This is a genomic window from Enterobacter cloacae complex sp. 394F7 (genome assembly GCF_057320385.1).
The window spans coordinates 256,022-272,258 of sequence record NZ_JBXWCS010000006.1 but is presented as its reverse complement, the minus strand read 5'-3'; the positions used below and the strand labels follow the sequence as shown (position 1 = coordinate 272,258).

The 16,237-nt window shown below is 54.5% G+C and carries 13 protein-coding genes; 3 read left to right on the top strand and 10 right to left on the bottom strand.

What is annotated here, in order from left to right:
• Positions 1-169: 169 nt before the first annotated feature.
• Positions 170-1,402: a phosphoglycerate dehydrogenase gene (serA, locus tag AC2FAK_RS11750; RefSeq protein WP_013098629.1), complete on the bottom strand. Its 1,233-nt coding sequence runs from the start codon at positions 1,400-1,402 to the stop codon at positions 170-172.
• 268 nt (positions 1,403-1,670) lie between these two features.
• Positions 1,671-2,330: a ribose-5-phosphate isomerase RpiA gene (gene rpiA / locus AC2FAK_RS11745; protein ID WP_013098630.1), complete on the bottom strand. Its 660-nt coding sequence runs from the start codon at positions 2,328-2,330 to the stop codon at positions 1,671-1,673.
• Between the two features lie 127 nt (positions 2,331-2,457).
• Here rpiA and argP point away from each other — a divergent pair, with 127 nt between their 5' ends.
• Positions 2,458-3,351 (top strand): DNA-binding transcriptional regulator ArgP, encoded by an 894-nt coding sequence (gene argP, locus AC2FAK_RS11740; protein ID WP_008499727.1) that lies wholly within the window; start codon positions 2,458-2,460, stop codon positions 3,349-3,351.
• Between the two features lie 48 nt (positions 3,352-3,399).
• On the opposite strand, the gene AC2FAK_RS11735 is transcribed toward argP, so the two are convergent.
• From AC2FAK_RS11735 to tkt, 7 genes are all read right to left on the bottom strand, one after another.
• On the bottom strand, positions 3,400-4,140 hold the full coding sequence (locus tag AC2FAK_RS11735) for an oxidative stress defense protein (RefSeq protein ID WP_013098631.1): 741 nt from the start codon (positions 4,138-4,140) through the stop codon (positions 3,400-3,402).
• Positions 4,141-4,232: 92 nt separating this feature from the next.
• On the bottom strand, positions 4,233-4,868 hold the full coding sequence (gene argO, locus AC2FAK_RS11730) for an arginine exporter ArgO (protein WP_013098632.1): 636 nt from the start codon (positions 4,866-4,868) through the stop codon (positions 4,233-4,235).
• Between the two features lie 145 nt (positions 4,869-5,013).
• Positions 5,014-5,868, bottom strand: a complete 855-nt coding sequence (locus AC2FAK_RS11725) for a small-conductance mechanosensitive channel MscS (RefSeq protein WP_013098633.1) — start codon at positions 5,866-5,868, stop codon at positions 5,014-5,016.
• Between the two features lie 185 nt (positions 5,869-6,053).
• Positions 6,054-7,133, bottom strand: a complete 1,080-nt coding sequence (gene fbaA, locus AC2FAK_RS11720) for a class II fructose-bisphosphate aldolase (protein WP_013098634.1) — start codon at positions 7,131-7,133, stop codon at positions 6,054-6,056.
• Positions 7,134-7,224: 91 nt separating this feature from the next.
• A complete protein-coding gene (gene pgk, locus AC2FAK_RS11715; protein WP_013098635.1) occupies positions 7,225-8,388 on the bottom strand; it encodes a phosphoglycerate kinase in 1,164 nt (387 codons plus the stop codon).
• A gap of 49 nt (positions 8,389-8,437) precedes the next feature.
• Complete coding sequence (epd, locus tag AC2FAK_RS11710) at positions 8,438-9,457, bottom strand: erythrose-4-phosphate dehydrogenase (protein WP_014833195.1); 1,020 nt, start codon at positions 9,455-9,457, stop codon at positions 8,438-8,440.
• 326 nt (positions 9,458-9,783) lie between these two features.
• Complete coding sequence (tkt, locus tag AC2FAK_RS11705; RefSeq protein WP_095454941.1) at positions 9,784-11,775, bottom strand: transketolase; 1,992 nt, start codon at positions 11,773-11,775, stop codon at positions 9,784-9,786.
• A 272-nt stretch (positions 11,776-12,047) separates the two neighbouring features.
• Here tkt and loiP point away from each other — a divergent pair, with 272 nt between their 5' ends.
• Positions 12,048-12,806 (top strand): metalloprotease LoiP, encoded by a 759-nt coding sequence (gene loiP / locus AC2FAK_RS11700; protein WP_013098638.1) that lies wholly within the window; start codon positions 12,048-12,050, stop codon positions 12,804-12,806.
• A 210-nt stretch (positions 12,807-13,016) separates the two neighbouring features.
• Complete coding sequence (locus AC2FAK_RS11695; RefSeq protein WP_013098639.1) at positions 13,017-14,285, top strand: OprD family outer membrane porin; 1,269 nt, start codon at positions 13,017-13,019, stop codon at positions 14,283-14,285.
• Between the two features lie 304 nt (positions 14,286-14,589).
• Here the strand turns inward: AC2FAK_RS11695 and AC2FAK_RS11690 are convergent, their stop codons facing one another.
• Positions 14,590-16,230 (bottom strand): thiamine pyrophosphate-binding protein, encoded by a 1,641-nt coding sequence (locus tag AC2FAK_RS11690; RefSeq protein ID WP_095454940.1) that lies wholly within the window; start codon positions 16,228-16,230, stop codon positions 14,590-14,592.
• Between the last annotated feature and the right edge of the window lie 7 nt (positions 16,231-16,237).

The following is a 16,237-nucleotide window of genomic DNA, read 5'->3' as shown; positions in this document are numbered from 1 at the left end:
CAGACTGTCTGTAAAGGCACGATGAGGTCTCTTCTGATTTGTTAGCGCAACCAGTAGATCACACTTCATCGTGCTTTTCATTTTTCTGGGGAACCCTCAGCCCACCGGGAGAGGGAGAAAACATAAAAAACGGTAACTATCGTTACCGTTTTGCATTTATCTCACACCCTCAGTACAGCAGACGCGCGCGAATCGTCCCCGGAATGGCCTTCATGCTCTGCAGCGCTTTCTCGGCCACATCTTCATCTGCTTCGATATCAATAACCACATAGCCCATCTGCGAGTTGGTTTGCAGATACTGCGCGGCAATGTTGACGCTCTGCTCGGCAAAGATCTGGTTGATGGCGGTCAGCACGCCCGGACGGTTTTCGTGAATGTGCAGCAGACGACGGCCACCGTGCAGCGGCAGCGACACTTCCGGGAAGTTAACGGCAGAGAGCGTTGAACCGTTATCGGAGTATTTACTCAATTTACCCGCCACTTCCAGACCGATGTTCTCCTGCGCTTCCTGAGTAGAGCCACCGATGTGTGGCGTCAGGATCACGTTGTCGAACTCGCACAGCGGAGAGTTAAATGGATCGCTGTTGGTTGCAGGCTCCGTCGGGAAGACGTCGATAGCCGCCCCCGCCAGATGCTTACGCTTCAGGGCATCGCACAGCGCGGGAATGTCGACAACCGTACCGCGTGCGGCGTTGATCAGCAGGGAACCCGGCTTCATCAGCGCCAGCTCTTCCGCGCCCATCATGTTTTTGGTTGAGGCGTTTTCCGGCACATGCAGGCTTACCACGTCGCTCATGTTCAGCAGGTCAGAAAGATGTTGAACCTGAGTGGCGTTCCCCAGCGGCAGTTTGCTTTCAATGTCGTAGAAGTAAACATGCATGCCCAGGGATTCAGCCAGGATACCCAGTTGGGTACCAATGTGGCCGTAACCGATGATACCCAGTTTTTTACCGCGCGCTTCATAAGAGCCCGCGGCCAGTTTGTTCCACACGCCGCGGTGGGCTTTGGCGTTGGCTTCCGGAATACCACGCAGCAGCAGCAGCAGTTCGCCAATCACCAGCTCGGCCACGGAACGGGTGTTGGAGAACGGGGCGTTGAAGACCGGGATACCGCGTTTTGCGGCAGCATTCAGGTCAACCTGGTTGGTACCGATGCAGAAACAGCCGATAGCGACCAGCTTTTCCGCCGCCGCAATAACATCTTCAGTCAGGTGAGTACGGGATCGCAGGCCGATGAAGTGGGCATCACGGATGGACGCTTTCAGCTCTTCAGTATCCAGCGCGCCTTTGTGAAATTCGATGTTGGTGTAACCTGCCGCGCGAAGGCTATCAAGTGCTTTTTGATGCACGCCTTCTACTAGCAGGAATTTAATCTTGTCTTTCTCCAGTGATACCTTTGCCATTTACCCGACCCTGTTTTTTTGTCTGAACTGATGTTGTGCTGGATTGAAATCCGCTTAGCCAACATATCAAAAAAAACTATTGCAGCAATATGAACGTTTGCGTCGGCACTCTGAAGAAAAGTCATACAGCGCAAAATAGCAGAGTAAAATGCTGTAAATATTTGTGAATGCGGAAGGTTCAGCAAGAGAGGGGCAAAAAACGTGACACAAGTCACCGAATTTAGCTTTTCAAAATTTTTTTAGCGGGGGGAGTGCTCCCCCCGTCAGATCATTTTACGATGGTTTTCACGCCATCAGCCGTGCCGATCAGCGCAACATCCGCGCCACGGTTGGCGAATAACCCTACTGTTACCACGCCCGGAATGCCGTTGATGGCGTTTTCGAGCGCGATCGCGTCGAGAATTTCCAGGCCATGAACATCGAGGATCACGTTGCCGTTATCGGTGACCACACCCTGACGGTATTCAGGACGTCCGCCCAGTTTTACCAGCTCACGTGCCACGGCGCTGCGCGCCATTGGGATCACTTCAACCGGCAGCGGGAATTTACCCAGAATATCGACCTGCTTGGAGGCATCCGCGATACAGATGAATTTATCGGCCACGGAGGCGATGATCTTTTCACGCGTCAGCGCTGCGCCGCCGCCTTTGATCATCTGCATATGCCCGTTGATTTCATCCGCGCCATCAACGTAGATCCCCAGACGGTCCACTTCGTTCAGATCGAAAACGGTAATGCCGAGGCTTTTCAGCTTTTCCGTGGAAGCATCGGAGCTCGAAACCGCGCCCTCGATCTGCCCCTTCATCGTGCCCAGCGCATCGATAAAGTGTGCCGCCGTCGACCCCGTACCCACACCGACGATAGTACCCGGTTGCACGTACTGGAGCGCGGCCCATCCTACTGCTTTTTTCAGTTCATCCTGCGTCATGATCGTTTTGCCTGTGGTATGAAAACTTAGGGCGCATTATAGAACACGTGAGGTGGAATTCGTCTGCCACAAAGGGAAAATTGTGTCATAGTGCAGATTAAGCAAAATTAAGGAGTAAGCCAGAGCAATGAAACGTCCGGACTACAGAACACTACAGGCACTTGATGCAGTTATTCGTGAACGCGGTTTTGAGCGCGCTGCGCAAAAGCTGTGTATTACTCAGTCCGCCGTATCACAGCGTATCAAACAGCTTGAAAACATGTTCGGGCAGCCACTGCTGGTGCGTACCGTGCCACCGCGTCCAACAGAGCAAGGACAAAAGCTCCTCGCCCTGCTCCGTCAGGTTGAACTGCTGGAAGACGAATGGCTGGGTGATGAACAAACGGGTTCTACGCCGTTGCTGCTGTCGCTGGCGGTGAACGCCGACAGTCTGGCAACCTGGCTGCTGCCCGCCCTCGCCCCGGTTCTGGCCGATTCCCCTATCCGTCTGAATCTGCAGGTTGAAGATGAAACCCGCACCCAGGAACGCCTGCGTCGCGGTGAAGTGGTCGGGGCAGTCAGTATTCAGCCTCAGGCACTGCCAAGCTGCCTGGTGGATCAACTGGGGGCGCTGGATTACCTGTTTGTCGGTTCAAAAGCCTTTGCGGAGCGCTACTTCCCCAATGGCGTCACCCGCGCCGCGCTGCTTAAGGCGCCTGCCGTGGCGTTCGACCATCTGGACGATATGCATCAGGCTTTCCTGCAACAAAACTTCGATCTGCCGCCGGGCAGCGTGCCGTGCCACATCGTGAACTCGTCTGAAGCCTTCGTGCAGCTTGCGCGTCAGGGAACCACCTGCTGCATGATCCCGCACCTGCAGATTGAAAAGGAGTTGAAAAGCGGTGAGCTGATTGATTTGACGCCGGGGCTGTATCAGCGCCGGATGCTTTACTGGCACCGTTTTGCGCCGGAAAGCCGCATGATGCGCAACGTCACCGACGCGCTGCTGGCATACGGGCACAAGGTGTTGAGACAGGATTAATCGCCTGAATTCCCTCTCCCTGTGGGAGAGGGTTAGGGTGAGGGCAAATTACTGCGCCTTAGCCGTCTCAGTTTGTTGAGTTTGCGTCGGCTCCAGCTGGAACACCACATCAACCTGATCGTCGAACTGAATGGTCGGCTGCTCATAACTTTCCTGAGCAGATACCGGCGCCGCATCGGCTTTCATCATCCGTACCATCGGGCTTGGCTGATAGTTAGAGACGTGGTAACGCACGCTATACACCGGGCCGAGCTTACTCTTAAAGCCAGCGGCCAGCTGCTGCGCCTGATGCATCGCATCATCAATTGCCGCTTTACGCGCTTCGTCTTTGTATTTCTCCGGTTGCGCAACGCCCAGTGAGACGGAACGAATTTCGTTCAGACCCGCCTTCAGCGCGCCATCCAGAAGGGAGTTCAGCTTATCCAGCTGGCGGACGGTCACCTCAACGCTACGCACAGCGCGATAGCCTTTCAGGATACTTTTGCCGTTCTGGTAGTCGTAATCAGGCTGAGTACGCAGGTTCGCAGAGCTGATGTCTTTTTTGGCAACACCGTTCTGCTCCAGGAAAGAGAGATATTGCGCAACACGATCGTCAGCCTGCTTCTTGGCGGAAGCGGCATCCTTCGCGGCCACGTTGACTTCAATTGCCAGCGTCGCAACATCCGGTACCGCATCCACGCTGGCGGTGCCGGAAGTGACGATGTGCGGACCATTTGGCAATTCATTCGCCTGAACAGACACCGCACCCAAACTTACTAATGCCGCCAGGGCCATCACGTTAAACTTCACTGTCATTCCTCCATGTTGCGAAGAGTGCCCCAACAACAGGGCGCATGCCAGCAAGCTTAGCGGGTCCTGCTCAGTTGTCCATAAGACAACGCTTAGTTGAACAATCCCTGAACATGATGAATCCCCTCTTTCGCCAGCTGAAAGGCAATGACCCACATCACCACGCCCACCAGCGTGTTGATGATCCGCTGGGCTTTAGCGGTACGCAAACGGGGTGCCAGCCACGCCGCCAGAATGGCGAGGCCAAAGAACCAGAGGAAGGAGGCGCTCACCGTGCCCAGGGCAAACCAGCGCTTCGGCTCAACGTCCAGTTGCCCACCCAGGCTCCCGAGCACCACAAACGTGTCGAGATAGACGTGCGGGTTAAGCCACGTTACCGCCAGCATGGTGACGATGATCTTCCAGCGCCCCTGCTTCATCACTTCGGCGCTGGCCAGCTCCAGGTTACTGCTCATTGCCGTTTTTAACGCACCGAATCCGTACCACAGCAGGAAGGCGACCCCGCCCCAGGTCACCAGCGCCAACAGCCAGGGTGACTGCATCAGCAGCGCACTCCCGCCAAAAATCCCGGCACAAATCAGCAGTAAATCGCTTACCGCACACAGCAGGGCAATCATCAGATGATACTGGCGGCGAATCCCCTGGTTCATGACAAACGCATTTTGCGGACCGAGGGGAAGGATCATGGCTGCGCCTAACGCAAGCCCCTGAAAATAATACGATAACATGACATTTATCTCGCAGAATTGTCTTTGGAGCAGACTATACTGCGAGAAGAACATTAGAGGAAATTGATAATATTAATTGGGTATTAGCATAGCTAATAAAATAAAAGCCCGGTGGCGCTAGCGCTTACCGGGCCTACGGGTGACGTTATTCGGCTTCTTTTACTTTTTTGACGTTTACGTCCATCTGCGGATACGGGAAGCTGATGCCGTTGGCGTCAAACTCGCGCTTAATGCGCTCCAGCACGTCCCAGTACACGTTTTGCAGATCGCTGCTTTTGCTCCAGATACGCACCACGAAGTTAATAGAGGAAGCACCCAGCTCGTGCAGGCGCACGGTCTGCTCTTTGTCCTTCAGAATGCGATCGTCGGAGGCGATAATGTTAGCAATCAGCGATTTCACCTGATCAATATCGGAATCATACGCCACGCTGATAATTAACTCGTTACGGCGAACCGGCTCGCGAGAAAAGTTAATAATGTTGCCCGCGATGATTTTGCCGTTCGGGACCACAACGATACGCCCGTCAACGGTACGCAGAGTGGTAGAGAAAATTTGTACCTGCAGTACGGTACCGGCAATGCCGCCCAGATCAACATACTCACCGGAACGGAATGGACGGAAGGTGACCAGCAGTACGCCTGCCGCCAGGTTCGAGAGCGAGCCCTGTAATGCCAGACCAATCGCCAGACCCGCGGCACCAAGCACGGCGATCACCGATGCCGTTTGTACCCCCACGCGCCCCAGTGCAGCAATCAGCGTAAACGCGATGATGCCATAGCGCACCAGCGCAGAGAGAAAGTCAGCCACCGTAGCGTCAATGTGTCGCGCTACCATCACCCGGTTGACCGCATTCGATACAATACGCGCCACGATCATCCCGACGATGATGATGGCAATCGCCGCGACGATATTCACGGCGTAGCTCAGCAGCAGCGCCTGGTTGCGCACCAGCCAGTTACCGGCGTTATTGATGCTGTCTACAACATCGAGTTGTTCCATTTATTCTTCCTTTTGTTAAACCAAAACACAAATCCATCCCCCATGGAGACAGGCAGGTCCGTAAAGGGTAAACAAAAAGCGCAAGTTTAGCCAAACAGATCACAAAAACCGATCTGACAGGGTATTGAAAAAGCATAAAAAAAGGCCCGCGTTTGCGGGCCTCCTGATGCTGTCAGCAGCTCAAATTACAGAACGTCGATCGCGTTCAGCTCTTTGAATGCCTGCTCCAGACGGGTCACCATGGACGTCTGCGCTGCGCGCAGCCATACGCGTGGATCGTAGTATTTCTTGTTCGGCTGGTCTTCGCCTTTCGGGTTGCCCAGCTGGCCCTGCAGGTAAGCTTCGTTCGCTTTGTAGTACTGCAGGATACCGTCCCAGGTTGCCCACTGGGTGTCGGTATCGATGTTCATTTTCACTACGCCGTAGCTTACGGAGTCTTTGATTTCCTGAGCAGAAGAACCGGAACCGCCGTGGAAGACGAAGTTCAGGCTGTTGTGCGGCAGGTTGTGTTTCTTGGACACGTATTCCTGAGAGTCACGCAGGATGGTTGGGGTCAGAACCACGTTACCTGGTTTGTAAACGCCGTGAACGTTACCGAAGGACGCTGCAATGGTGAAGCGTGGGCTGATTTTGCTCAGCTCGGTGTAAGCGTAATCAACGTCTTCTGGCTGAGTGTACAGAGCAGAAGCGTCCATGTGGCTGTTGTCCACGCCGTCTTCTTCACCGCCGGTGCAACCCAGTTCGATTTCCAGGGTCATGCCCATTTTGGACATGCGCGCCAGGTATTTGGAGCAGATCTCGATGTTCTCTTCCAGAGACTCTTCAGACAGGTCGATCATGTGAGAAGAGAACAGTGGCTTACCGGTAGCCGCGAAGTGTTTTTCACCCGCGTCCAGCAGACCGTCGATCCACGGCAGCAGTTTCTTCGCGCAGTGGTCAGTGTGCAGGATAACTGGAACACCGTAGTGTTCAGCCATCTGGTGTACGTGGTGCGCACCAGAGATAGCGCCCAGGATTGCAGCACCCTGAGGAATGTCAGTTTTCACGCCTTTACCTGCGATGAACGCAGCGCCGCCGTTAGAGAACTGTACGATAACCGGTGCTTTAACTTTTGCAGCGGTTTCCAGTACGGCGTTGATGGAGTCAGTACCCACGCAGTTAACTGCTGGCAGAGCAAAGTTGTTTTCTTTAGCTACCTGGAACACTTTCTGAACGTCATCACCAGTGATCACGCCAGGTTTTACGAAATCAAAAATTTTAGACATGTTGCTTAGTCCTGTATCTTCGGCCGTTAGAAAAGGTGCGAGCTCTTAAAGCGCGCTGAAAATTGGGCAGGTTTCCCTGCCCTTGAATGGCTTACTTCTTAGCGCGCTCTTCGAGCATTGCTACTGCTGGCAGAACTTTGCCTTCCACGAATTCGAGGAATGCGCCGCCACCAGTGGAGATGTAGGAGATTTTGTCAGCGATACCGAACAGGTCGATTGCTGCCAGGGTGTCACCACCGCCTGCGATAGAGAACGCTTCGCTGTCTGCGATAGCGTTAGCAACAATTTCAGTCCCTTTACGGAAGTTCGGGAATTCGAACACGCCAACAGGACCGTTCCACAGGATAGTTTTTGCGTTTTTCAGGATTTCAGCCAGTTTCTGTGCAGAAACGTCGCCCAGGTCCAGAATCTGCTCTTCATCTTTGATGTCGTTTACAGATTTCAGGGTAGCAGTCGCCGTTTCGGAGAACTCAGTGGCAACGCGAACATCGGTCGGAACCGGGATATCACAGGTGCCCAGCAGGCGTTTGGCTTCGTCAACCAGGTCTGCTTCATACAGGGATTTACCAACGTTGTGGCCCTGAGCGGCAACGAAGGTGTTCGCGATACCACCGCCAACGATCAGCTGGTCAGCGATTTTAGACAGGGAATCCAGAACGGTCAGTTTGGTAGAAACTTTAGAACCACCCACGATGGCAACCATTGGACGAGCAGGCTCTTTCAGTGCTTTACCCAGCGCATCCAGTTCCGCAGCCAGCAGAGGACCAGCGCACGCAACGTCTGCGAATTTACCGATACCGTGGGTAGACGCCTGCGCACGGTGTGCAGTACCGAATGCATCCATTACGAATACGTCGCACAGCGCCGCGTATTTTTTGGAGAGTGCTTCGTCGTCTTTCTTCTCGCCTTTGTTGAAGCGAACGTTTTCCAGCACCACCAGCTCACCGGCAGCCACTTCCACGCCATCCAGGTAATCTTTCACCAGGCGAACCGGGCTGGACAGTTTGTCTTTCAGGTAATTAACAACCGGTAGCAGAGAGAACTCTTCGTTGTACTCGCCTTCAGTTGGACGACCCAGGTGGGAGGTCACCATCACTTTCGCACCCTGCTTCAGAGCCAGTTCGATGGTTGGCAGAGATGCACGGATACGCGCGTCACTGGTCACTTTGCCATCTTTAACTGGCACGTTCAGATCCGCACGGATGAAAACGCGTTTACCAGCCAGATCCAGATCGGTCATCTTAATTACAGACATGGTGAATCCTCTCGTTGATTCTTAAAGTTTTGCAGACGCACGATGCGTCTTACCTGAAACCTTTGGCAGCCATTGCTAACGTGGTGTCGAGCATTCGGTTAGCAAAGCCCCATTCGTTATCACACCAGACCAGCGTCTTGATAAGGTGTGCGCCACTGACGCGCGTTTGCGTGCCATCAACAATGGCGCTGTGCGGGTCGTGGTTAAAATCCACTGAGACCAACGGTAATTCCGTATAGTCAACTATACCATGAAATGCCCCCTGTGCCGCTTTTTGCAGCAACAGGTTGACTTCACAGGCTTTTACCGGTTTTTTCACCGTCACGCTGAGGTCAATTGCGGTGACGTTTATCGTCGGTACACGCACGGCAATCGCTTCGAAACGGTCATTAAACTGCGGGAAAATTCGGGTGATCCCGGCAGCCAGTTTTGTGTCCACCGGGATGATTGACTGGCTCGCAGCACGCGTGCGTCGTAAATCCGGGTGGTAGGCGTCAATGACCTGCTGATCGTGCATGGCGGAGTGAATCGTGGTCACGGTGCCGGATTCAATGCCATATGCATCGTCTAACAGTTTAATGACCGGAATAATGCAGTTGGTGGTGCAGGAGGCGTTGGAGACAATACGGTGTTCGGCTTGCAGCTCATGCTGATTGACGCCGAAAACGACCGTTGCGTCGAGGTCGTTACTGCCGGGATGAGAGAACAGGACTTTTTTCGCGCCGGCGGTGAGATGCGCTTCGCCGTGTTCGCGGTTGCCATATACGCCGGTACAGTCAAGCACCACATCCACACCCAGTTCACGCCACGGTAGCGCGGCAATACTGCGCTCATGCAGTACGCGGATCGTATCGTCACCGACAAACAGTTGATCCCTTTCCTGGCGCACGTCCCAGGCAAAGCGTCCGTGGCTGGTGTCATATTTCAATAAATGCGCCATGCCCGCAGCATCCGCCAGTTCATTGATTGCCACCACGGTAATTTCCGCCCGACGCCCGGATTCATATAAAGCACGAACCACGTTGCGCCCGATGCGACCGAAGCCATTAATCGCTACGCGTACGGTCATAGATCTCCTGCAAAGCTATCCCTGAGTTCGAGGTGGCTGAAAGAGTAATCCAGCTACGCCCGAAGGGGAATCTTTGCTATCACAAACTGCGATTGATTGGTCAATTGTCGAACATTTAATCGACTGAAACGCTTCAGCAAGAATAAGCGAATCGGGGAATAAAAGGAATGTCTGTCCAGATGAATAAGCGAGCTATATGACTTGCGTCACATTTTAGGTGGAATAATGCTTACAAAAAAGCCGGGTGGCGCGTTAGCGCTTACCCGGCCTACTTTAGAGCCATTTGTAGGCCCGGTAAGCGTAAGCGCCACCGGGCAAAACGGCAATTACAGCAGTTCTTTAGCCTTAGCGACAACGTTCTCAACGGTGAAGCCGAACTCTTCGAACAGCTGCTCTGCCGGAGCAGATTCACCGAAGGTGGTCATACCGACGATAGCGCCGTTCAGGCCCACGTATTTGAACCAGTAGTCAGCGATACCCGCTTCAACCGCCACGCGTGCGGAAACGGCTTTAGGCAGTACGGATTCACGGTAAGCAGCATCCTGCTTGTCGAACGCATCGGTAGACGGCATGGAAACCACGCGCGCTTTAACGCCTTCGGCAGTCAGTTTGTCCCAGGCTGCAACAGCCAGCTCAACTTCAGAACCGGTTGCGATGAAGATCAGCTCTGGCTGTCCCGCGCAATCCTTCAGCACGTAGCCACCGCGGGCGATGTTCGCCAGCTGCTCTTCGGTACGATCCTGCTGTGCCAGGTTCTGACGGGAGAGGATCAGCGCGGTTGGACCGTCCTGACGCTCAACGCCGTATTTCCATGCCACTGCAGATTCCACCTGGTCACATGGACGCCATGTGCTCATGTTCGGGGTGACACGCAGAGAAGCAACCTGCTCTACCGGCTGGTGAGTTGGACCATCTTCGCCCAGACCAATGGAGTCGTGGGTATAAACCATCACCTGACGCTGTTTCATCAGCGCAGCCATACGCACGGCGTTACGGGCATATTCCACGAACATCAGGAAGGTAGAGGTGTACGGCAGGAAACCACCGTGCAGGGAGATACCGTTCGCGATAGCGGTCATACCGAATTCACGTACACCATAATGGATGTAGTTACCGGCCGCATCTTCGTTGATTGGCTTAGAGCCAGACCACAGGGTCAGGTTAGACGGTGCCAGGTCAGCGGAGCCGCCGAGGAATTCTGGAAGCCATGGACCGAACGCTTCGATCGCATTCTGAGACGCTTTACGGCTGGCGATTTTAGATGGGTTCGCCTGCAGCTTAGCGATGAACTCGTTCGCTTTCGCGTCGAAGTCAGACGGCATTTCACCTTTCATACGACGGGTGAATTCAGCCGCTTCCTGTGGGAAGGCTTTAGCGTAAGCCGCGAACTTCTCGTTCCAGGCCGCTTCTTTCGCCTGACCCGCTTCTTTGGCATCCCACTGGGCATAGATTTCAGATGGGATTTCGAATGCAGGGTGTTTCCAGCCCAACGCTTCACGGGTCAGCGCGATTTCCGCGTCGCCCAGTGGCGCACCGTGAGAATCGTGGGTGCCCGCTTTGTTCGGTGAACCGAAACCGATGATGGTTTTGCACATCAGCAGGGACGGTTTGTCCGTTACCGCACGCGCTTCTTCAATTGCACGTTTAATCGAGTCAGCATTATGACCATCAACACCACGCACAACGTGCCAGCCGTAGGCTTCGAAACGTGCCGCAGTGTCATCAGTGAACCAGCCTTCAACATGACCGTCGATGGAGATACCGTTGTCGTCATAGAACGCCACCAGTTTGCCCAGCTTCAGGGTACCTGCCAGTGAGCACACTTCATGAGAAATGCCTTCCATCATGCAACCGTCGCCCATGAACGCGTAGGTGAAGTGGTCAACAATGTCGTGACCAGGACGGTTGAACTGCGCCGCCAGAGTCTTCTCAGCAATCGCCATACCCACCGCGTTCGCAATACCCTGACCCAGTGGGCCGGTCGTGGTTTCAACACCTGCGGTGTAACCCACTTCCGGGTGACCCGGGGTTTTGGAGTGCAGCTGACGGAAGTTTTTCAGCTCTTCGATAGGCAGATCGTAGCCAGTGAGGTGCAGCAGGCTGTAGATCAGCATTGAGCCGTGGCCGTTAGACAGCACGAAACGGTCGCGGTCAGCCCATGCCGGGTTCTGCGGGTTGTGGTTCAGGAAATCACGCCACAGGACTTCGGCGATATCAGCCATACCCATAGGGGCCCCTGGGTGGCCAGATTTGGCTTTCTGTACTGCGTCCATGCTCAGCGCACGAATAGCATTAGCAAGCTCTTTACGTGAGGACATTTTAACTCCAGATCGGACTGTTAAAGGCCATGCCCTTGACGACAGCGCGTTTTGGGCTACGCCGGAAAAAAGTGCCAACAATGTAACCCAAGCGGCATGCCATGTACATGGAGCATTCTTTTGCCGCTTAAGAAATCTCTGGATCATGCTCGCATGTTGCGCAATCTGCTCGCCCGGGCCCGTCGATATTCCTTATACTTAGCCCGACCCCGGCTTCGCTGTCGGTGTACTTTTCGGATTTTATTCAGATTAACGAGTACGGAAGCAACCTCATGAAAATGCGTGCATTAGTGCTGGCCCTGGGTACAACGTTCCTGCTGAGCGGTTGTCAGAATATGGATTCTAACGGCCTGATGTCCTCAGGCGCAGAAGCTTTTCAGGCCTATTCCCTGAGCGACGCGCAGGTTAAAGCCCTGAGCGACCAGGCCTGTAAAGATATGGATGGAAAGGCTACGATTGCCCCGGCCAACAGTCCCTACACGCAGCGTCTGAATAAAATTGCCTCTGCGCTTGGCGATAACATTAACGGTCAGCCGGTGAACTATAAAGTGTACGTCGCGAAAGACGTGAACGCCTTTGCCATGGCAAACGGCTGTATCCGCGTTTACAGCGGGTTAATGGACATGATGACCGACAACGAAGTGGAAGCGGTGATCGGCCATGAAATGGGCCACGTTGCCCTCGGCCACGTGAAGAAAGGGATGCAGGTCGCCTTAGGCACTAACGCCATCCGCGCGGCGGCGGCTTCTGCGGGCGGTATTGTGGGCAGCCTGTCCCAGTCACAGCTTGGCGATGTGGGCGAAAAGCTGGTTAACTCCCAGTTCTCTCAACGTCAGGAGTCCGAAGCGGATGACTACTCCTACGATCTGTTGCGCAAACGCGGTATCAATCCAGCAGGTTTAGCCACCAGTTTTGAAAAGCTGGCTAAACTGGAAGCCGGACGTCAAAGCTCCATGTTTGACGATCACCCCGCCTCAGAAGCGCGTGCACAACATATTCGCGACCGTATGGCCGCAGACGGAATTAAATAATTTTGGAAGGAGGCAAATTTGCCTCCTTTTTATTTCGCATGAATTGCTAACTTAACCGCACATATCGGTAACACCCACAAAAGCCCCGTCACACCTGCCCTTCACCATTGAAATGTCTGGTCACATAATTATTGCAATCGGTTACTTTTCGGGTAATTATCGAATCCGCAGTAATTCAAATTAATATATTAAGACAGAGACGTTCCCTCCGTGAAAAAAGAATTATCGTTAGTTGCGTTAAGCATATTTGTCACATTACCTGCCGTTGCAAGCCAACAATCAGACAGCCAGGGTTTTATTAATGACAGCCATTTAGATCTGTTTTTACGCAATGCGTATATCAGCCGTGATTATCATCAGGGCCAGCAGGATAAAGCAGAATGGGGTCAGGGTATCATCGCCACCTTTGAATCAGGTTATACCGAAGGAGTGGTTGGCTTTGGCGTAGACGGCATTGCGCAGTATGGCGTGCGTCTGGACGGCGGCCGCGGTAAGAGCGGCGCAGGTGGCATTGACTTCTTTAAACAGGAAGACGACGGACGCGCAAAATCCGATCTGGCGAAATTTGGCGCGACCGCCAAAATGCGCATCTCGAATACCGTACTCAGCTACGGTAATCAGCGTCCCGAGCTGCCAATCATTAACGCCGACAGCTCCCGCCTGCTGTTTGAAAGCTACACCGGCACCATGCTGACTTCTAAAGAGATCGACGGTCTGGAAATCAACGCCGGTTATTTCACCGACGAGCAGCGTAAAAGTGACGATCGCCACGACAGCGGCCTCAAGGGCTTCTCTTTCGGCGGGGCGAGCTACCAGTTCAATGACCAGTTCAGCGGCGCGCTGTACGCCTCCCATAATGAAGAGGTGATGAACAAGCAATATCTGGGCATGAATTTCAAACAGCCGTTCAGCACTGGCCAGCAGCTGGTACTCGATTTTAACGGCTACAACTCGCGTCTGGATCAGGGCTACGCGGACAGCCTCGACACGGGCCGCAGCAACACCATCTGGAGCCTGGCGGCGAGCTACATCTGGGATATCCATACGTTCAAAGTGGCGTACCAGCAGAGCAGCGGAAGCACCGGCTACAACTATGGCGGCTACCGCGACCAGGGCGGTGTTGGTGACGGCGGCAACACCATCTGGCTGGCGAACTCCTACTGGTCTGATTTTAATGGTGAAGACGAACGTTCATGGCAGGCGTCTTACGGGCTGGACTTTGGCGGTCTCGGTTTGCCGGGTCTGAGCTGGACTACCGCCTACGTGCGTGGCGACAACATTAAAACCGCTGAAACCAGTAACGGCAAAGAGCATGAATGGTTTAACCAGATCCAGTATCAGGTGCAGGACGGCCCGGCGAAAGATCTGAAGCTGAAACTGCGTTATTCCGTACTGCGCGTCTCCAGCAACGCCAGCGATTACAACGTGGGCGGGGATGAGATCCGCGCTTACGTGGAATACCCGTTTAACGTGTTCTGAGTTTGTCCCCTCACCCTAACCCTCTCCCAAAGGGCTGAGGAATCCCCACTAATTTTTTATTAGTGGTTTCAGAGGATTAGAATGAATATTTTGCGAGCAGTTAGATTCACTCAGCTCGTAGACAGACAGAAAACGCTCATAAATGTGCATCTTCTGTCGAGTTATCGGTTGTTTTTAGCTCCATTTTTGAACAATAAACAACCATTTATCCATATCTAATTTTCTGGGGATTCCTCAGCCCAAAGGGAGAGGGAACGCGATCACCCTCTCCCTTTGGGAGAGGGCCGGGGTGAGGGAAAAACAGCTAGTAAAGCGTTTTCTGCGGCGGCCCGGCAAACTTCAGCGCGCCAATTTGTCCCATCCGCACTTCCACTACCGACGGTCCCGGCATCGCCAGCGCTTCCGTCATCACCGCATCAAAATCCTCTGCCCGCTCAACGCTCCATGCCTGCAGGCCAATCGCCTGTGCCAACAGGGTAAAGTCCGGCGTATGCAGCTCGTTATAGTACTGACGGCCACTGAAATACTTGTCCTGTATACCGCGCATAACGCCGTAGCCGCCGTCATTCATGATAAGCAACGTCACGTTGGCCTTCTCCTGCGCCAGCGTCGCCAGTTCGCCCAGATTCAGGCTCAGACCGCCGTCCCCCACCAACCCCACCACTTTGCGTTGTGGGTTGGCAATCGCGGTGCCAATCGCCATCGGCAGGCCCATGCCAATTGCCCCGGCCAGAGAGTGAATATTCATCAGCGGCCCCCTGGCGCGGAACAGTCGGCTGCCCCACAAGCTACCGGAAACGGTAATATCGCGCACCAGCAGACCATCTTCAGGTAGCGCTTTCTCTATGGCATCGTTGAGTTGCGCATAGGCACCGCACTGTTCACGCAGCCCACGTTCTGCCTGTGTCACTGCCTCCTGAACCAGACCATCCCACTGAGCATTCCCCCATTCACGCCCCTGTGCTTTTTCAGCCAGCGCGCTCAGCAACGCTGAGCAGTCGGCTACCAGCGTGTTATCCATCAGATAGTTACGGCTTGCCGCCGCCGGGTCGATATCGATCTGTACGCGCGGAGAAGGCAGTTCGAGCGTCCATGAACGGGTCTCATTGCTGCGCAGACGTGAACCGGCGATCAGCGTAAAGTCACACTGCGCGATCAGCGCTTCAACCGATGGCGAGTTGTGAAATGCCCGCAGGCTGGCGCGATGGCTGTCCGGCAGCACGCCGCGCGCGTGAGTACTGGAGATCACGGTGATACCTGCATCCGCCAGCTTTTTCACTGCGTCCGCGCAGCCCAGCGCACCGCCGCCCAGCCACAGCAGCGGCTGTTTCGCCTGCTTGAGTTGCGCCCAAAGCGCATTAACACTCCCGACATCTACCGGCGAAACCGACGCCGGTTTCACCGGAGCGGTCACCAGCGACAGCGGAATTTTCGCGCCCTGAATATCAATCGGGATCTCCACGGAGACCGGCCCGCACGGCGGCGTCTGCGCCTCCTGAATCGCTTTATGCAAAATCGCTATCGCCTGACTGGCATTGCTGATGCGATACGCCCGTTTTGAGCTGGCCTTCAGGAAAGTCAGCTGGTCGCGGGTTTCATGGATAAACCCGGTGTCGGCATCCAGCCAGGCTTTTTCTACCTGCCCGGTCAGGTGCAGCAGCGGCGTGCAGGCGTTCATCGCCTCCACCAGCGCGCCTACGGCGTTACCCGCGCCCGCGCCGGTGCTGGTCAGCGCCACGCCAAGGCCGGAAAAACGTCCGTGGGCATCAGCCATGGTGACAGACCCCGCTTCGCCGCGTGCCGGTACAAAGCGGATGTTGCCGCGCTGCCCTACTGCATCCGCGATGGGCAGGTTGTGAATGGAGATGACGCCGTAGATGGCCTCAACCTGATACTGCTCCAGCGTTCTGGCGATGGCGTCGCCGACGGTTATCATTTCGCTCATTGCTCAC